We start from the raw sequence: 17,884 nt of genomic DNA, 5'->3' as shown, positions 1-17,884 counted from the left end.
TCAAAAAGGGTCTAACTTTACAATGCAACAACAAATTTCGGTACGAGGCGGCGAGACGAAAGCAGTCCTCGCCTCGCGCGACGTGGTTGACGGCATTCATGCCTACCCGATCTGGTCGACGCTCGCGTGGCAGGATATCCGCCAGCGCTACCGGCGCTCGGTGCTCGGGCCGTTCTGGATCACACTCACCATGGTGGTGACGATCGCCGGCATGGGCCCGCTCTACGGCGCGCTGCTGAACATCAGCATGGAGGAATTCGTTCCTTACCTCGCGCTCGGCATCATCACGTGGGGCCTCATTTCGACGCTCATCCTCGACGGATGCATGGTGTTCATCGGCTCGGACAGTATCGTGCGATCGGTGCGCCTGCCCATCACGCTGCACGTGTACCGCACCGTCTATCGCAACGTGCTTTTCTTTGCGCACAACGTCCTCGCGTATATCCCGGTGATGCTCTACCTGAGGCTCGCGCCGCGCCTCGAATGGCTGATGGCGATTCCCGGGCTGCTCATCATCGTGATCGCCGCGGTGCCGCTCAACATCATTCTCGGCATTTTCTGCGCGCGCTGTCGCTACATGCAGCCAATCGTCGGCAGCGTCGTGCAACTGGCGTTCTTTCTCACGCCGATCTTCTGGAAGCCGTCGGCGCTCGGTCATCGTGCGTACGTCGTGGACTTCAATCCGCTCTACATGTTCGTCGAACTCGTGCGCGCGCCGATGTACGGCGCGGGGCTCAATCCAAAGATCTATATCGGCGCCGGCATCACGACCCTGATCCTCTATGCGATCGCGATTCCACTTTTCATCCGCTTCCGTTCTCGCATCGCGTTCTGGATCTAAGACATGGCATTCCTCAAACTCGAAAACTGCAGCCTGCATCTGCCGGTCTATGGCGCGGGCAATCGCTCGCTCAAGCAGATGGTGTTGTCGGCCGCGACCGGCGGACGCATCGCCGCGGACAGCCGCAAGCTGACCGTCGTCGAGGCGTTGCGCAACGTCAGCCTCGAAGTGAGCGCGGGCGATCGCGTGGGTCTCGTCGGCCATAACGGCGCGGGCAAGACGACGCTTTTGCGGCTGCTCGCGGGCATCTACGAGCCGACGGCGGGCTCGTTTCAGTCGCAGGGACGCGTGACGAGTCTTCTCGATCTCACGCTCGGGCTCGATTACGAAGCCACCGGTTACGAGAACATCGTGCTGCGCGGCCTGATTCTGGGCGCGTCGAAGGCGGACATGCTGCGCCTCACGCCGCAAATCGCCGAATTCTCCGAACTCGGCGATTATCTGGACATGCCGGTGCGCACGTATTCCAGCGGTATGGTGCTGCGCCTCGCCTTCGCGATCGTCACGAGCGTGCATGCCGACGTTCTTCTCATGGACGAGTGGCTCTCCGTGGGCGATGCGAGTTTCGTCAAGAAGGCCGAGGCGCACATGCAGGAGTTCGTCGGCAAGGCGGATATTCTCGTGCTGGCGTCGCATAACGCGAAGATCATCGAGGATCTCTGCAACGTGATCGTCGAGCTGGAGCATGGCACGGTCAAGGACGTGCGTCGCATCTGATTTCCGGGTGCCCGGGCGCGGGGCGGCGGGCGCGACGCCGACGAGTCCGGCTCGGCCCGCGGGCCATCGCCGTGATGCCTTCGTGCGCGGATACCGGGTAGCACGCTCGCGGCGTGATCCGGCGTCGCGAACCGTGGGAAATCCCAGTCAAAAATCGAGTGGTCTATGCCGGGTTTGATCGTTTTCGTTACGCGCGAGTTGTTTCCCTTCACACAGGGCGGAATCGGCCGCGTGCTGGCGAACATGCTCGACGCGGTCCGTTCCACGAGCGGCGATGCCGAGCGCATCGCGGTCGTGTTCCTCGATGCGCCGATCGAAGCGTCGAGATTCGCGGCGCGCTTCCCGGGTGTGTTGCTCGTCGATGCGTCGCCTGCAACTTATACGGAGCGCGACGACGGCTTTCGCTATCCTCCGGCCGATCAATACACGACTCACGCGCTGCACGCGGATTCCGTTCGCGCGATGCAGGCGCTGAAGCGTCTCGAACGCAAGCACGGTCCGCTGCGCTACGTGGAGTTTCCCGACTGGGGCGCGGTCGCGTTCGCCTCGGTGCAGGAGAAGCGGCTCGGGCTCGCATTCGAAACAGCGACGATTGCCGTGCGCCTGCATACCTCGAGCAGTGTGCTGAACGCGACGGAAGCCAATCTGATCGACCGCACATCGCTCGCGCTCTACGATCTCGAACGCAAGGCGCTCGCCGATTGCGATGTCGTGATCGGCCAGGTGAGCGCCACCGCACGCGCGATGCAGACGTTCTTCGACTTCGCCGACGACGAATGGCTGCCCCGGCTCGTGATCGATGCGCCGCCGGTCGTGCTCGATCACGGCGCTGCCGCGTCATCGTCGATCGTGCCGGACAGCGACACGCCGATCGTATTCTCGTCGAAGGTTCAGCGGATCAAGCGGCCCGACGTCTTCGTGCGCGGATGCAGTGATTTCCTGCACAAGCATCCCGAGTATCGCGGCACCGTGCATCTGATGGCGGCGGCGCCCGACGCCGCCTATCGCGACGAGATCCGTCGTCTCGTGCCGGACGATCTGGCGCACCGCTTCACGTTCCAATTTGCCGCGGATAGCGAGGCGCGGCACGCGCTCATCCGCCGGTCGGTCTGCGTATTCCCGAATACGTTCGAGTCGTTCTGCCTCGCCGCGTACGAAGCGTCGCTGGCCGGCGCGCTGTGCCTCGTGAACCGGTCGAATCCCGCGTTCGCCGACGCGACGCCGTGGGTCGATGGCGAGAACTGCATCAAGTTCGACGGCGCGCCCGCCGATCTCTCGCGGGCGCTGACAAAAGCGTTCGACGCGCGCACCGCGCTGGCCGTCGCGCGGTCCGCAGCGCATGCGTGCCCGTGGGAGTCGAGCGCAGCGCGCGAGGTTGAACCGGCTCCCGCCCGCGCGGAGCTTCCGCTGGTCAGCGTTCTCGTGCCTCACCATAATCTGGGCGCCTATCTCGAGGACACCGTGCGAAGCGCGCTGGCGTCGGATTACGCGAATCTCGAGGTCGTCGTGGTCGATGATGCATCGACGGATGCGCACAGCGTCGAAGTCGTCGAGCGTCTGACTGCGAATGCAGACCCTCGCGTTCGCGTCGTCCGCTCGCCGCAGAATCTCGGGCTTGCGGCCACACGCAACGTTGCGCTCTCGCATGCGCGCGGCACGTATGCGCTCACGCTCGACGCCGACGATCTGATCGATCCGCGCTTCGTCCCGATCGCGGTGAAGGCGCTCGGGCGTCATCCCGAAGTGTCGTTCGTCGTGCCGCAGACCGCCTATTTCGACGACACGTCCGGTGCCGATCCGGCGCAAGCGCCGTGGCCGCAGTGCATGACGTTCGTCGGCGAGGCGCGCGCGTCCGGACTGCTGCAGAACCGCTTTTCCACTGCGACGATCATGGGGCGCGTCGACGCGTTTTGCGGCCTGGCCTACGATGAATCGCTCAGCGCGTACGAAGACTGGGACCTGTACATGCGCGCGGTCATGGCGCGCCGGCGTTTCATCGTCACGAACGCGGTGCACTTTTACTACCGGAGGCGCGCCGGTTCGATGATCCACAGCGAGGCGGCGCTGCGCCGCGTCGGCCTGTACTACCACGACATCGTGCGCCGCAAGAACATCACGATCGGGCTGAACACCTTGCCCATGTATGTCGTCGAAGCGGCGGCCGACAGCGACGCGCTGGCGCTCGCGCGCGCGCAACTGGCCGCGTATCAGAACAGCAAATTCGTGAAGGCGGCGCTGCGCGTGCGCGCGTTCGCGAATCTTTTGCCGAAACCCGTGCTGCGGGGCCTTGGACGTACCGCCGGCTTTTTGACGAAGGCACGCGCCGCGCGTCGTGGAAAATGATGGCCGCGCAGTTCAAGGCCGAAGACATCAGGATTGCGTATGACAACCTCTAATCAGAACGATCGCGAGCTCGCGCAGCTCGAGGGCCGTCTGCAGGACCTTGCCGAAGAAAATGCGGCCCTCGCCAGAAAGGCGGAGGCGTTGCAGCGTACCGTCGAGGAGCAGCAGCGCGCCATGAAACTGCTGCGGGACGGGCAGGACTTGCGCAAGCGGCTGTATCAGACGCTGGCGCAGGCACATCAGGAGTCTCAACCGATCCACTCGGTGCCCGAAACGAGCGACGACGCCGCCGGCGTGAGCTTTGCGCGCGCGTTTCCCGCGGAGCGCACGTTCGAATGGCAGGCGACGCGCGACACGATGTACGCCAACCCCGACGAGCGTTTCCAGGCGGTCTGCCACATCTTTCATCACGACTGGGTCGGCATGCGCTCGGCCGTGGGCGCGCTGCCCGGCTGGAAGCTGTCGATTCCGTCGGCGAACGGATTGCCGGTGCAGGAAATCGAACTCATCATCGGGCTCTTGCAGAAGCACAGGATTGCAAAGCTCGTCATGCACGGCATCTCCGATCCGATGTACGCGCTCTCGCGCGCGCTGACGCAAGCCGGATACGACCAGCAATATCTGGTCTGGCACGGCACGACGACGCAGTGGGTGTGGGACGACGAGCGCCGCTTCGCGCAATCCGCGATTCAAATGGCGCGTGAAGGCAAGGTCCGGCGCTTCAGCGCGATCCGGCGCGGCCTCGGCGCGATCGTCGGCGAACGGAATTTCGCGCCTCAGCTCGTGAACATGCCGCCGCGCTTCGCCGATGGCGCGGTCGCGCATCGCTCACACCGCAGCGAGCATTGCAGCGCTCTCGCGCCGTCGTGGAACGACTTGCGCAAGAACCTCGCGACCAATGTGCTGGCCGCGCAGACCGTCGATCGGGTCGGCGAGATTTTTGTTGTGGCGAAGAACTTCGATCTGCCCTCGTGGCTTGCGCCGAAGGTGCGCAAGGTGCCTTACCGCGATCACACGAGCATGCTCGAAATGATGGCGACGATGGACATCGTCCTGAATGTGACGACCATCGACTGCCATCCGATGGTGGACCTCGAAGCGATGTCGGTCGGTACGCCTTGCGTGCGCGGTCCGCTCTTTCTGGACGGCCTGGAAGATCATGCGTACGTGCGCGCCACGGCGGTCGACAATCCGATGAGCGTCGAGGACGTGGGCCGTCGCATCGACAGTGTGCTGAGCATCGAGGCGCAGGAACTGCAAGATATGATGACCGACTACAAAGGCGCGTTGCTTGAGCTGTCGCGCCAGCGGTATATGGAATTTCTCGAGATTTGAAGGCGGCCAATGAGAGTATTCGTCACGACAGAACTGTTTCCTTTCACGCACGGTGGCATTGGCCGGTCGATCGCGAACATGCTTTCGGTGTCGAGCGAGGAGGAGTTGTCGCGCACTGCCGTCGTCTGGGTCGGCGACGAGTGCGATGCCGCGCGCTTCGCGATCCTCTATCCGAAGGTCAGGCTGATCGTCGCGTCCCGTGAGAGCTATCGGCTTGCCGATGACGATGGCATCAGCTATCCGCCGCAATGGGCCTTCACGGATACGGACTGGCACTGGCATTCGGTCCGCGCATTGCAGGGACTGCTTCGGCTCGCGGCGGAAAGCAAACTCGATTATGTGGAGTTTCAAGACTGGGGCGGCTTGGGCTTCGCGTCGATCCAGGAGAAGCTGCTGGGCCGCGCGTTCGCCGATACCGTGCTCGCCGTCAGGCTCCATACGGCGGACAGCCTGCTTGCGGACGTCGATAGCCGCCCGGTCGACAAGCGCGGGCTCGCGGTTTACGACCTGGAGCGCAAGGCGCTCGCCGATTGCGATCTGATCGTCGCGCAACTGCCCGAAGTGGCGCGCGCGGTGCAGACTTTCTTCGCCTTCGCCGATGACGACTGGAACGCGCGCGTCGTGCTTCATGCGTCGCCCGTGGTGCTGGATATCGGCGCGGTCGCCGAGCACTCCATCGAGCCGTCGGGTGACACGAACATCGTGTTCTCGTCGAAGATTCAGCACCTCAAGCGCCCGGAATTGTTCGTGCGGGGATGTTGCGGCTTCCTTCGCGCGAACCCGGACTATCGCGGTGCGATCGTGTTCGCCGCCCATGCGTCCGACCAGAAGTATCAGCAGCGCATCGAGCGCATGGTGCCGGCCGACCTTCGCGGACGCTTCCAGTTTCTGGACAAGCTGAGCACGACCGAGCGGCATGGCGCCGTGTCGCGCGCGGTCTGCGTATTCACGTCGCCGTTCGAATCCTTTTGCCTCGCGGCCTACGAGGCGTCGATGTCCGGCGGCATCTGCGTGCTGAACGGTACCAACCCGGCGTTCGGCGATCATTCGCCGTGGATCGATGACGTCAACAGCATCAAGTTCGACGGCAGCGCGCCGGGGCTCGCGGCGGCGCTCGGACGGGCGGTCAGGGGGGGCGCGCGCGACGTGGTGCGCGTTCCGCAAACGCCCGCGCCGTGGACGCTTGCGCCGGCGCGTCGCGCGGATGCGGCGCCGGCGTCAGTCGATTCGATGCCGCTGGTGTCCGTGGTGGTGCCGCATTTCAACCTGGGACATTATCTGGTCCGGACTCTCGATTCCGTGCTCGCGTCGACGTATGCGAACGTGGAGATCGTGGTCGTCGACGACTGCTCGACGGACCGTTTCAGCCAGGTGGCGATCGAGCGGCTGGAGGGCGTTCACGAGCGTCTGCGCATCGTGCGCAACGAGATGAATCTCGGACTTGCCGCGACGCGTAACGTCGCATTGCGCCACGCGAGCGGCGAGTATGTGCTCACGCTCGACGCCGACGATCTGATCAGCCCGGGCTTCATCGAAATGGCGGTGGGTGCGCTGAATGCGCGGCCTGGCTATGACTTCGTGATCCCGCAGACGGGCTTCTTCTTGGATGCCGACGAAGGGGCGATCGGCACGCAGGTGGCGTTCACCGATTACGCCGTGTTCTACGGCGAAGCCGCGGCGGCGGGCATGTACGAGAACCGGTTCTCCACGGCGACGTGTCTTGCGCGCACGCGGACCCTGCGCGAACTCGGATATCGCGAGGAACTCGAGGCGTACGAGGACTGGGATCTGTACATGCGGGCGACGGCCGCGGGCAAGCGCTTCATCGTCACGAGCGGCATTCACTTCTTCTACCGGCGTCGTCAGGAGTCGATGTTTCACACGCCGGAGCGCGCTGCGCGTCATCGGTGGCTGTATCACGACCTGATGCGCAAGAAGGCGTTGCGCACGGGCGTGTTGCGTATGCCGCTTTATGTGATGGAGAGCGGGAGCGCGGACAGCGGCAGCGTGGAATCTTTGTCGGAGCAGATCGAGACGATGCAGGCGCGGCTGGATCACTTCCAGCGCAGCCGCGCGGTGGCCGCTGCGTTGAGGCTGCAGGACTGGACGCGCCGCAACGCGCCGTGGGCGGCGCCCATCGCGCTCAAAGGTGTGAGACTCGCCCGCGCCGTGCGGCGGCGTCTGCGGCGTCCTGCGTAGTCTTTCACGCAGCGACGCCGCTTCGAGAGTCACGACTTGTCGAACATGCGGCGCATGCGTGCGCGCGCCGAAGCCCAGTCGCCGCGGAGCACGCTGGCGCCGAAGCGCAACGGCTTGGTCAGACGCCACGTGCGAGAGTTCAGCAGTTGCCGATTCTCTGCCGCGACGGCGTTGCGCTGCGTTTCCACCGCGGCCAGTTGCTGATTCAGCGCGTTCAACTGGGAGCGCAAGCCTTCCGCTTCGCCGATCGCGTCCTGCTCGCGCTGGAGCGCTGCCTGATTGGTCAGGGTCAGCTCGCCGAGCTGGACATCGAGGGTTTCGGCCCTTTGGTTGAGGGTTTCGGCTCTCTCGGCGAGGGCTTCGGCTCGTTCGTTAAGGGCTTCGGCTCGTTCGTTGAGGGCTTCGGCTCTTTCATTGAGTGCGTCGGCCCGTTGGCGCTCGGAACCGAGGAGCGAATGCAGTTCGCCCACTTGCGCATCCAGCGCTCCGATTCTCTGCTCCTGCCGCTTCGATTGTTCGAGCCATTGCCGCATCCGGTTGCCCTTGAATCGCCAGGGCAAAGGCGCGGGCTCGTCCGGGTAGGGAAGTGCGCTTTGCCGCATCAGCGACGGAGCGCGCCGAATCACGTCTTCGACTTGCGCGAGCCACGCGCTGCGCCGTTCCAGATTCGTCGAATGATCGGCGAGATGCGGATCCTGCATGAAGGCATCGAAGTCCTGTTCGACCTGCAACGCGTGACGCTTCTGCTGATAATAGAGGTTGCTGCCGCGCAACCAGCACGGAATCCCGGCGAGCTGCAGCCAGAGCGTGACGTGATACGACGACGAATAGCCGATGGCGCCTTCAAGGGGAGCGGCAAGCGACGGCCATCCTTCGAACGCGAGCCGCGAGAGCTCCAGAATGCGGTAGTCCGAAAACGGAAACGCTCGTTCGAGTTCCTTGATCGCTTCTCGCGCGTCGAACACTTCCAGACGGCGATCGCCATAAGCCTGCAGTACCGTCGTGCCCGAACGCGCTTCGGCGCTCGACGCGAGGACGGCCAGTTCGCGCGGGATGCCGGACGGGTTCGTTGCGTTACCCGTATACCCGGAGACGTTCATGTGCATCAACAGGCCCTTGCCTCGACGCAGAGGCAGGTTCGCCGTAAGCGTCTGCAACTCTTCGACGGCGTCGTCGAATGAGAATGAGGGCTCATATCCGGTGGCCGACAGCCATTGATACGAGAGCTCGTCTCGCACACCGAACAATGCAGGCCGACACTTCCTGATGTGATCCAGCACCTTCGATTCGAAGGGCGAAGTGACCTGTAAACCCGAAGCGAAATAAAGCACGGGCTGCACCGATTCAAGCAGATACTCGACGATGCCGACGACGTATTCGCCCCATTGATCGTTGAAGAATCCACCGCCGTACAGATGCAATGCGCCTACATTGCGCACGGCCCGAACGCGCTGGAGAACCAGTCCGCTGTCCGCGAAATCGTGCGCGACCGGTGACATGAAGACGACTGCGTCGGCGCCGTAGGTGCGGCGCGCGAACTCGGGAAAATCAGCGTTGCCGATGGCGTCGGTGGCCATGATGAGCACGATCTTGTGTCGGCCGAGACGTCGGTGCAGCGCAATGGTGCTCATCAATTGCGCGATGTCGCCGAAGTTCGGATAGCCGAAATCGCTGCCCACCAGGAAAATTTTTTCGTCGAGACTTTCGAGAGTCGCGAGGCTTGCTTCGTCGCAGTAACAACAGAATGATTGCATGGGTCCGTGGCCTAAACGACGCGCGTCTGCGCGGCAGTGGGCATCTTGATCTGATCGATACGCGTCTCTGACAGACGCGGCTAAAGCGAAACGGCTAGTCTACTAGATTGCCGCGTGCGGCGAAAATCGGGCATCGGTTCATGCTCCTGAAGCTTGGCAGAACGATGCTCATTGGCGCGGGCACTTCCGAAGGCGGCGAGTCAGCGCGGTCTGCTGGCGTCTTCGAAAACACGTCCGCCGAGACGGGTCAGAGCCAGTATGGTGACGAGCAGCAAGCTCAGGAATGTCATCAGATAGGCAAGCGGCGCGTCGTCCCGTCTCACCAGCGGAACCGTTATGTCTTTCGAGCCGGAGTCGGGCGAGTAGAGATCGATGGTCTCGTCAAAACCGGAAGACTGAACGCGCACGATGCCCGACTGGCCTTGAGCCTTGAAGACGAATGTCGTCGCCACGCCGCTGCCCTGATCCCGCCACGTCGACGTACTTGCAGGATGACCCGCCGAATACCACGCACCGTCGATGAAACTCCAGTTCCTCGACAGCGCGCCCGCGGTGACGCCGCCGTCCGCGTCGCGAATCTGCTGTAGCCATACCTCGCTGTTCGAGGACGCGGCATTGCGCTCACCCGTGGCCGTGATCGAGATTGGCGCCGTGCTCATGAGCCAGTTCGCGGGAAAGTGCGCCGTGAAGATGAGGCCTGTCGCCAGCGTTGCGGCGCTTGCCCTGATTCCGATCGACCGTCCGATCCTTTCGTTCGATGCGGGTCGCCCGGTCGACCACTCCGCGAAAAAGAGTATGACCGCGAGCGCGATCGCGATATAGCACCAGTAAAAGTAGCGAAGGTCCGATGCAACACCGATCGGGAAGTAGGTGAGCGTATAGATCGCCGCCGAGCAGGCGAGCACGAAGGCAAACCTCCCGCACGCGGAACTTCTCTCCCAGAGGAATCCCTGGACAAGCAGGCCGATCGCGCAGAGCGCGGCCCAGTACACGGGCACCGATGGCGGCTTGCTTACGCCGAAAGTCGTGTATCGGTTGATCAGTCGTGCGACCGGGTTCAGGTGAGCGGGGACGATCTCGCCCGCCGAGATCGTGCTGGGCGCATCGAGGAACGTTCTCAATCCCGGTGTCTTGAGAAAGTATTGATAGCTCGCGAGGCGGCTGCGCAGGAAAGCCGCAGGATGATGCGCGATTGCCGTGACCCACCGGGTCATCAACAGTTTGCTGCCCCACAACTGCTGCGCCTGAAGTCCCGCCAGGACGAACTGACAGTCGTCGAACGAGTGTCCCGTCGACCACGAGTAATTGTCCCAGGCGTGCGGCCTGTAGCAATTCCTGACGAGCATTTGCGTCTGTTCTGCGGACCATCGGCCCGGAAGGAGATTCTCGCCGGTGTAGTAGGACATTCCGCCGAGGCCATACACCTGGACGGACGAGATGGCGTGAGTTCGCGTCACGTTCAACGCCGCGTTCAGGGCCGTCGAAATCGCGGCAACGCCCACGACGCATAGCAGCGTGCCGATCAGCGTCTTCGATATCGAGCGGCGATGCAGCGCCCACATCAGAAGCGGTATCGCGGCGAAGATTCCGTTGGGCCGTATCAGAACACCGCACAGGAGCAGAATGACGCCCGCCGAAAGAGACCACGGCGCGCCTTTGCCGCTACGGATGGCGATGCAGCGGCTTCGGAACAGAAGGCCCGCGGCAGCCCACCAGAACGCCGCATGCAGGACATCCTTCCAGACGAGGCCAGAGAAGTTGAGGCACGTCGGCAATAGCGGAACTGCGAAGCATAGCAAGCTCGACCATCCCCATCTATGGCGCAACTCCAGGGCAAAGCAGGTCGCGCCTCCCCAGATTCCGGCCGAGATGAGCATCAACATGCCGAGCGCGCCCGGAACGATGTTGAGCATCCAGGACCAGAGCAGCGCCATGAAGACGGGATGCCAGTCGGAGAATGTGTGATGAACCGCCTGAAGATACTGGTCGCCGGAGTCCGAACTGATCAGACCGGGATAGAAAGCCGCGAAATTGAAGCAGAAGCCCGCCAGCCCGATGCCCGCGATGATGAGCGAGAGCGCGCGCGAGCGCCGATGGCCCGGCGGCGTGTTTTCCGCTATCTGCTGCGCTCGAGTCTGTGAGTCCTGAACACCCATACTTTCGCGATAATGAAGTTGACGAACATTCCGGCGATCGATCCCGCCGCCACCGCGATCAGCGGGCGCGCGGGGCTGTCGCTGAGCAGCCTGATGGTGGCCGCGTAGGTTGCGTAGTTGAAGACCCCGCCGACCAGCATCGCAAGCAGGTATTCATACGCTTCGCGCCATACGGAACGCGCGCGTCGCGCACCGGTGAACGTGAAGCGGCGGTTGATCTGCCACGTCGCGAAAACCGCGCTCAGAAACGACACGAGGCGCCCGACGTATGGCCCGGCGCCGAACCACAGCATGAGATACAGAACGCCGCTATCAACCACAAAGCCGATCACGCCGGCGAACGCGAAAGTAATGAATTCGCGGTGGATCTTAGGCATCGTCACTGTCCGGATGTAACGCCGGAATGGCGAGATACGCGAAGCGCTTGTTCTCATAGCGTCCGCGCGTCACGGTATCGAGCACGATGCCGCAGATGAGCAGAATCGCGCCCAGCAACATCAGTCCGCTGCTCAGGATCACGGTTGGAATGCGCGGCACCAGCCCCGTTTCGATGAAAGTCTCGAAGACGGGAACGGCGAGTCCGACCGACAGCAACATGCATAAGACAAAGCCCGCGGAAAAGAACGCCAGCGGCTTTTCGGTCTTGAAGAGCTTGAGGATCGTCATCAGGATCCGGAAGCCGTCGCGATAAGTGTTCAACTTGCTCGCGGAACCTTCCGGACGCGACTTGTATTGCGTCACGACCTCGGCGACCGGCATACGCATGCTCAACGCATGAACGGCGAGCTCCGTTTCGATTTCGAAGCCGGCCGAGTGCGCGGGGAAGGTCTTCGCGTAACGGCGCGAAAACACGCGATAACCCGAGAGCATGTCCTTGAACGTTCTGCCGAAGATGGTGGCTGCACATCCCGTCAGCATGACGTTGCCCAGGCGATGCCCCAGCCGATACGCGGTTTGCTCATCGGACAGGCGCGAGCCGACGACCATGTCGAGCCGGTTCTCGACGAGCATCCTGATGAGCTGAGGCGCAGCCGATGCGTCGTAAGTGGCGTCGCCGTCGACCATGACGAATACGTCGGCATCGACATCGGCGAACATTCTGCGCACGACGTTGCCCTTGCCCTGCAGCGGCACCGCAATGACCCGGGCGCCGGCGGCGCGGGCGACCTTCGCGGTGCCGTCCGTCGAGTTGTTGTCGAAAGCATAAATCTCCGCCTCCGGCAGAGCCGCCCTGAAGTCGCGAACGACGGTGGCGATAGCGGCCGACTCGTTATAGCAAGGCACGACAACTGCTACGCGCGGTGTAGATTTATTGCTCATATGGCGGCTTGCGGCGTCAATTTTTGCTTGTAAAACGGTTTTCACGTGATAATTTTTCGCGGCGATAAGAAAAAATCCGCAAAATATAAGAAAGGATGCGCGGAATGTTAGCGCATTCCCAACACGATGAGAAACAATCGCAATTTCCACCGCGGCACACCGCATGCCGTTTCGAAGCATGGGGTTGGCCGGGGCTGTCGACGGATAGTCTTGCTGTACACTGGCGCGTCCTTTCGGGCAGGTGGTTTCTCCGTTCGCCCGGCGAGCCGCTTCGGCTGATCGGCCGTCCCCGCGCTCGCGGTGACTTCGCAATATTTTCTTCCGCACGCCTGCGACTCTCGGAGATGAAGCGGTGCATTTGAATGATGGGGCCGCCACGGCCGTCGAACCGTCGCGCCGCCTGTGCAGCGGCCGAACCCTTTATAAGCTGTACGTGCTCTATGCGCTGTTTGTCGGCGTGTTTCTCGTATTCGCGACGCCGCCCTTTCAGACACCCGATGCCATCGCTCATTTCGAGCGGGCGATTCAGATTTCATCCGGCACGCCTTTCGGGCAGAAATTCGACGGCACATCCGGCGGCGAAGTGGATAAATCGGCAATCGAGTTCTCGGATATCTATTCGGTCATTCCGTTCCATCCGGACGTCAAGGCAACCGACGACATGCGGCAACGCGCCAATCGCCTTCGATGGTCCGATTCGACTGCACGGGCCGAGTTTCCGAACACGTCGATTTATCCGGCGTACACGTACGTGCCGCAAGCCATCGTGCTCGCGCTCGGACGCGCGTTCGACGTCAAGATACGAGACGTTTATATCGCCGTGTGTCTTGTCGACTTGCTGATCAGCGTATCGCTTACAGCATGGGCGATCGCAATCGCGCCCAGAGTCGCGCCGCTGCTCTTTGCGCTCGCGCTTTTGCCGTCGACCTTGATGATCTATTCATCGGTCAGTCAGGAAATAACGATTCTTCCGCTGTGCTTGCTTCTCGCCGCGTATATCGATCGCTTCAGCGCGAGCGGACAGCCGCTCTCCGCAAGCTGGCGATGGCGACTCGTCGCGGTATTGGCCGTGTGCGCATCTGCCCGTCCTCCATACGCGGGGTTGCTGTTCCTCTTTTTCGTTCCGACGATCGTGATGGACGAAGAGGGTGCTTATCGTTTCGGCCGACGCCTCATGCTGTTTCTCGCGTGCGCCGCGGCTTCCGTGGCGGGAATCGTCCTGTTCGGGTTTCGTGCATGGTCGAACTTCGGGCCGGAGCATTCCGTCGCTGGCCAGTTGTCTTATCTGCTGCACACGCCTTCGGCTGTCGTATCGATCGCGGTCGAGACGTTGCGGGTGCAGGGCGCGTTTTATTTCACCAGCTTCGTCGGCATTCTCGGTTGGCTGGATACATTTCTCGGCGTCGGATATTACAAGGCCGCATGTGTCATGTTGATCGCGGCGTTCCTGAGCGTGGCCTTGCGCGATCGCGAATCTGCACCGCCACGCGCCATGCAGCGCATGACGATCCTCATCCCGTTGCTGATCAGCATCGCGATGATTTTCGGCTCGCTTTATCTCGCGTGGACGCCGGTTCAGAAGAACATCGTGGACGGCGTTCAGGGGCGCTATTTTCTTGCGCTCGCTCCGCTCCTGGGAATAGCCATTCCCGCCATCGGCACGAGCGGGCCGACGAACCTGTGGCCGCGAATGCGTCTGGTGGTCATGACGTGCGTCGTCCTGTTTCCTTGCTATACGTTCGTACGTCTGATCGAAGCGGTGATCGAGCGCTTCTATCTGCACTGATGGCGTAGCAATCAGGGAAACTGGAATGAATTCGCGTTGAAGTCCTTTTCGATGAAGAAGCTCGTATAGACGCAGCGCGAAAACATCCGATAACCTTGCGCTTTGAGGAATCGATAAATCGCGGAATCATCCGGGGCATCAGAGGAAAACTTGATGTCCTCGATCGCGATGACCTTTGGTCTGTAACGCGACCAGTCGCCTGATTGAAGGACATCGACATCCAGATCTTCCACGTCGATATTCACGAACTCGGGCGTGCGATCCGAAAAATGTTCTGCCATGATCTCCGAGAGGGTCACGAGTTCGACCGACTTTCCCACCGGCATATCGAGATTCTGATTCTCGGCAATGACGCGGGCGAATTCCGGTGATGCGGTGTTGCTCGACGCCCAATCGTGGAAGCTGTAGTACTCGATGCTTCCGTGTTCCTTGCCGACAGCCTTGTTCAGGCTCACGTCGCGCGGACGCATCGCAAGACATTGCTTGATCATGAACGGATTGGGATCGACGTTCACGCCGCTCCAGCCTTTCCTGTAAAGCCGCATGGTGTTCGAATACAGCGCCGGATGGAAGCAGCCGATGTCGAGGTAACGACCATCCATCACACTCGAAAAAATGAACTCGACAATGAAATCCTCGCCCCAGTGCGAAAAGCCGGCCTTGGAATACTCCGGGAGAACTTCCTGAGCGGAGCCTTCGACGCCGCCGCCCGTCAGCGCGCTGAGCTCCGAGGAAAGTTCCGCCGCTTCTCGCTGAGCATCCTGTAACTGGCGTCGAGCCGCTTCAGCTTGCGCCATTGCGGTGTCGCGTTGCTCGAAAACACGACGAACTGTCGGGATGCTGCAGGCGACTTCCTTGATCATGCCACGTAACATGAGCGTCTCCTGACCGCAGGATGAGGGACCGGCAGAGACCCAATAATACGGGCTCCGTCGCTTCCATGCCGCCGTTTGCCCAACAATCGTTCTGTACCGGACCCATGCAACTCGCCCTGCTCTACACCTTCTTCGCCGCCATCGCGACTGCCGCCAACATCGGCGCCCAGGACCTCACCACACGCCTCTACACCGGCCCATGGCACATCCTTCTCTCGGTATTCATCGGCACGGGCGTCGGTCTCGTCGTGAAATACGTGCTCGACAAGAAATGGATCTTCCGCTTCAAGGCGGAGAACGCGCGCCACGACGCGACCATGTTCACGCTCTACGTGACGATGGGCCTCGTCACGACCGCGATCTTCTGGGGCGTGGAATTCGGCTTCAATCACATCTTCGGGACTGCCGAAATGCGCTACGTCGGCGGTTGCATCGGCCTGGCGATCGGCTACGTGATCAAGTACCGTCTCGACAAGCGCTACGTCTTCCGCACCTTCGCCTGACCTAGAGCGACGCTCGCTTGAACAGAAAGCCAGGCACATTGCGAATGATCAGCATGATCCCCCACCAGAACCACGGCGTATAAAGCACGTCCTTCTTCCTGTCGATTCCGCGCACGATATCCTTTGCGACCTTCTCCGGCGTCGCGACGAGCGGCCCCGGTAGCGGCAGACCCGCGGTCATCGGCGTGGCGACGAAGCCCGGCTTGATATCGACCACATGCACGCCCACCTTGAAAAGCCGCGCGCGCAAGCCTTCGAGAAACGCCTGCAACGCAGCCTTCGCGCTGCCATACAGATAATTCGACGGCCGCCCGCGATCGCCCGCCACCGATGAAATCACCGCCAGCGTGCCATGCCGTTGCGCTTCGAGCCGATTGGCGATCGGCGTGAGCAGCGCGATCAGCGAAAGCGCATTGGTATGGAACTCGCGCACCGCGACGGCAGGATCGTTCTGGCAGACCGCCTGATCCGGCAGCGTACCCGACGCAACCAGCACGATATCGATCGAATCCATCTGCGCGGCGCAGTCGGCGAGCATCGCGGCGTGATCGTCGAGCCTGTCGATATCGAGCCGATGCACAGTCGCCGCAGCAGCCCCGCGCGCGGTCAGATCGGCGGCGACCTGCTCCATGCGCTCCTGATTGCGCGCGACGAGAAAGAAGCGCGCGCCTTTGGCGGCCCATTCGCGCGCGCAGGCGATGGCGATGGCGGACGTGGCGCCCACGATGACGATGTTCTTCATAGGCCGGTCATTCGTTTCCAGAAATGCGACAGCATCGCGGGATCGCGAAGCGATTCGAGTTGCTGCCATCGAGGATAGGCGGCGCGAAAATCGGCGCCCGACATATGCGCGTCCTTGGCCGGATAGATGCGTCCGCCGGCTTCCCGCACGATCGTATCGAGCGCGCCGAAGAGTGACGAGTTGCGCATTTCGTGCTGCGGAAAGTCGAGCGCGAGCGAGGTGCCTTCCATCGGAAACGACAACAGTCCCGGCGATGGAATGTCCCCGCAACGCTTGAGCACCGCGAGAAACGAACCCGTGCCGCTCGATGAAATGCGATCGAGCATTGCGCGGACCGCATCGCGCGCGCTCGCCGCCGGCACGACGCACTGATACTGCTGAAATCCCGACGGCCCGTAGATGCGATTCCATTCGAGCAGGCTGTCGAGCGGATAGAAATATCCGTCGTAGCCCACGCGCGAAATCTCGATCGGCTTGCGCTGCTTGCGGTAATACAGTTCGTTGAACGCGCGCAGCGTGAGGCCGTTGATGAGCGACACGGGCGGCGTGAACGGCACGCGGCGCTTGTTGCGTTCATCGACATCGAGCGAGCCGTGAATCGCATGATCGCCGGCCATGAAAATGCCGCGTCCGAGCGCGGGCCCGCGGCTCGCGCAATCGACCCACGCGACGCAGTATTCATGCTTCGCGTCGTACTCCTCCGACAGATCGAAGAACTCGTCGAGCTTGCCGAAGCGGATACTCGTCACGTCGATGAGACTCGTGCGAATCGGCATCAACGAGAATTCGGCCCACAGGATGAGACCGGTGAGCCCGAGGCCGCCGATCGTCGCGTTGAAGAGTTCCGTGTTCGATTCGGGCGAGCATTCGATCAACGTGCCGTCGCTGCGCGCGAGGCCGAACGCGCGCACGTGTCGCCCGAACGTGCCGCGCACGTGATGATTCTTGCCGTGCACATCGTTGGCGATGGCGCCGCCGAGCGTCACGTACTTCGTGCCCGGCGTGACCGGCAGCATCCAGCCGCGCGGCACCGCGATCGCGAGGATCTGCTCGAAGGTGATGCCAGGCTCCGCGCGCACGATTCCGCGCATCCAGTCGGCGCTGATGATGCGATCGAGCGCGAGCGTCTGGAACACGTGATTCGAACTGGCGAGGCAGACATCGCCGTAACTGCGGCCGTTGCCGAATGCGAGCGTCGTGCCGTGCGCGCTCTGCACGTCGTGCCAGCGCGTCTGCGCTTCGTCGCGCCAGTGCGCTGCGTGCGCCGTCTGCGGCAGATGCGGGTAGCGGCCCCAGGAGAGCAGATCGCTCAT

The 17,884-nt window shown here is 62.3% G+C and carries 14 protein-coding genes; 7 read left to right on the top strand and 7 right to left on the bottom strand.

Annotated features, from left to right (window positions below):
* The first annotated feature begins 22 nt into the window (after positions 1-22).
* The 5 genes from QCE73_RS11340 (at position 23) to QCE73_RS11320 (ending at position 7,435) form a co-directional block, all read left to right on the top strand.
* A complete protein-coding gene (locus QCE73_RS11340) occupies positions 23-841 on the top strand; it encodes an ABC transporter permease (RefSeq protein WP_309881254.1) in 819 nt (272 codons plus the stop codon).
* A gap of 3 nt (positions 842-844) precedes the next feature.
* Positions 845-1,558 (top strand): ABC transporter ATP-binding protein, encoded by a 714-nt coding sequence (locus QCE73_RS11335; RefSeq protein WP_035500883.1) that lies wholly within the window; start codon positions 845-847, stop codon positions 1,556-1,558.
* 165 nt (positions 1,559-1,723) lie between these two features.
* The gene (locus tag QCE73_RS11330; RefSeq protein WP_309881252.1) at positions 1,724-3,901 is read left to right on the top strand and encodes a glycosyltransferase; all 2,178 of its coding nucleotides are present in this window, start codon (positions 1,724-1,726) and stop codon (positions 3,899-3,901) included.
* 39 nt (positions 3,902-3,940) lie between these two features.
* Positions 3,941-5,236, top strand: coding sequence for a hypothetical protein (locus QCE73_RS11325; RefSeq protein ID WP_309881251.1), 1,296 nt, complete (start codon positions 3,941-3,943; stop codon positions 5,234-5,236).
* Between the two features lie 9 nt (positions 5,237-5,245).
* On the top strand, positions 5,246-7,435 hold the full coding sequence (locus tag QCE73_RS11320; RefSeq protein ID WP_309881249.1) for a glycosyltransferase: 2,190 nt from the start codon (positions 5,246-5,248) through the stop codon (positions 7,433-7,435).
* 29 nt (positions 7,436-7,464) lie between these two features.
* Here the strand turns inward: QCE73_RS11320 and QCE73_RS11315 are convergent, their stop codons facing one another.
* From QCE73_RS11315 to QCE73_RS11300, 4 genes are all read right to left on the bottom strand, one after another.
* Positions 7,465-9,189 carry a polysaccharide pyruvyl transferase family protein gene (locus QCE73_RS11315; RefSeq protein ID WP_309881248.1) on the bottom strand — a complete coding sequence of 575 codons (1,725 nt, stop codon included), beginning with the start codon at positions 9,187-9,189 and terminating at the stop codon, positions 7,465-7,467.
* Positions 9,190-9,389: 200 nt separating this feature from the next.
* A complete protein-coding gene (locus tag QCE73_RS11310; RefSeq protein WP_309881247.1) occupies positions 9,390-11,345 on the bottom strand; it encodes a hypothetical protein in 1,956 nt (651 codons plus the stop codon).
* Positions 11,306-11,722 (bottom strand): GtrA family protein, encoded by a 417-nt coding sequence (locus tag QCE73_RS11305; RefSeq protein WP_309881246.1) that lies wholly within the window; start codon positions 11,720-11,722, stop codon positions 11,306-11,308. Before QCE73_RS11305 ends, QCE73_RS11310 begins: the two co-directional genes overlap by 40 nt.
* A complete protein-coding gene (locus QCE73_RS11300) occupies positions 11,715-12,665 on the bottom strand; it encodes a glycosyltransferase family 2 protein (protein WP_035500899.1) in 951 nt (316 codons plus the stop codon). Before QCE73_RS11300 ends, QCE73_RS11305 begins: the two co-directional genes overlap by 8 nt.
* A 352-nt stretch (positions 12,666-13,017) precedes the next feature.
* Here QCE73_RS11300 and QCE73_RS11295 point away from each other — a divergent pair, with 352 nt between their 5' ends.
* Positions 13,018-14,451, top strand: a complete 1,434-nt coding sequence (locus tag QCE73_RS11295) for a DUF2142 domain-containing protein (RefSeq protein WP_309881245.1) — start codon at positions 13,018-13,020, stop codon at positions 14,449-14,451.
* Positions 14,452-14,462: 11 nt separating this feature from the next.
* Here QCE73_RS11295 and QCE73_RS11290 read toward each other — a convergent pair whose 3' ends face one another.
* The gene (locus QCE73_RS11290; RefSeq protein WP_309881244.1) at positions 14,463-15,326 is read right to left on the bottom strand and encodes an FkbM family methyltransferase; all 864 of its coding nucleotides are present in this window, start codon (positions 15,324-15,326) and stop codon (positions 14,463-14,465) included.
* 104 nt (positions 15,327-15,430) lie between these two features.
* Here QCE73_RS11290 and QCE73_RS11285 point away from each other — a divergent pair, with 104 nt between their 5' ends.
* Entirely contained in the window at positions 15,431-15,829 is a 399-nt protein-coding gene (locus QCE73_RS11285) for a GtrA family protein (protein ID WP_035500904.1), read from the top strand.
* A 1-nt stretch (position 15,830) separates the two neighbouring features.
* Here the strand turns inward: QCE73_RS11285 and QCE73_RS11280 are convergent, their stop codons facing one another.
* The gene (locus tag QCE73_RS11280; protein WP_309881243.1) at positions 15,831-16,571 is read right to left on the bottom strand and encodes an SDR family oxidoreductase; all 741 of its coding nucleotides are present in this window, start codon (positions 16,569-16,571) and stop codon (positions 15,831-15,833) included.
* Positions 16,568-17,884 carry an FAD-binding oxidoreductase gene (locus QCE73_RS11275; RefSeq protein ID WP_309881241.1) on the bottom strand — a complete coding sequence of 439 codons (1,317 nt, stop codon included), beginning with the start codon at positions 17,882-17,884 and terminating at the stop codon, positions 16,568-16,570. The genes QCE73_RS11280 and QCE73_RS11275 overlap by 4 nt, the downstream gene beginning before the upstream one ends.

It is taken from the genome of Caballeronia sp. LZ029 (assembly GCF_031451275.1).
Lineage (GTDB): Bacteria > Pseudomonadota > Gammaproteobacteria > Burkholderiales > Burkholderiaceae > Caballeronia > Caballeronia jiangsuensis.
Note: the sequence above shows the minus strand (reverse complement) of the source record. Positions and strands in the feature narration are given on the sequence as shown.

What these genes read in the sequence shown, in the direction of transcription:
- QCE73_RS11340 (WP_309881254.1), top strand. Translation starts at nt 23, where the DNA reads ATGCAACAACAAATTTCGGTACGAGGCGGCGAGACGAAAGCAGTCCTC.
- QCE73_RS11335 (WP_035500883.1), top strand. Translation starts at nt 845, where the DNA reads ATGGCATTCCTCAAACTCGAAAACTGCAGCCTGCATCTGCCGGTCTAT.
- QCE73_RS11330 (WP_309881252.1), top strand. Translation starts at nt 1,724, where the DNA reads ATGCCGGGTTTGATCGTTTTCGTTACGCGCGAGTTGTTTCCCTTCACA.
- QCE73_RS11325 (WP_309881251.1), top strand. Translation starts at nt 3,941, where the DNA reads ATGACAACCTCTAATCAGAACGATCGCGAGCTCGCGCAGCTCGAGGGC.
- QCE73_RS11320 (WP_309881249.1), top strand. Translation starts at nt 5,246, where the DNA reads ATGAGAGTATTCGTCACGACAGAACTGTTTCCTTTCACGCACGGTGGC.
- QCE73_RS11315 (WP_309881248.1), bottom strand. Translation starts at nt 9,189, where the DNA reads ATGCAATCATTCTGTTGTTACTGCGACGAAGCAAGCCTCGCGACTCTC.
- QCE73_RS11310 (WP_309881247.1), bottom strand. Translation starts at nt 11,345, where the DNA reads ATGGGTGTTCAGGACTCACAGACTCGAGCGCAGCAGATAGCGGAAAAC.
- QCE73_RS11305 (WP_309881246.1), bottom strand. Translation starts at nt 11,722, where the DNA reads ATGCCTAAGATCCACCGCGAATTCATTACTTTCGCGTTCGCCGGCGTG.
- QCE73_RS11300 (WP_035500899.1), bottom strand. Translation starts at nt 12,665, where the DNA reads ATGAGCAATAAATCTACACCGCGCGTAGCAGTTGTCGTGCCTTGCTAT.
- QCE73_RS11290 (WP_309881244.1), bottom strand. Translation starts at nt 15,326, where the DNA reads ATGTTACGTGGCATGATCAAGGAAGTCGCCTGCAGCATCCCGACAGTT.
- QCE73_RS11285 (WP_035500904.1), top strand. Translation starts at nt 15,431, where the DNA reads ATGCAACTCGCCCTGCTCTACACCTTCTTCGCCGCCATCGCGACTGCC.
- QCE73_RS11280 (WP_309881243.1), bottom strand. Translation starts at nt 16,571, where the DNA reads ATGAAGAACATCGTCATCGTGGGCGCCACGTCCGCCATCGCCATCGCC.
- QCE73_RS11275 (WP_309881241.1), bottom strand. Translation starts at nt 17,884, where the DNA reads ATGAGCGATCTGCTCTCCTGGGGCCGCTACCCGCATCTGCCGCAGACG.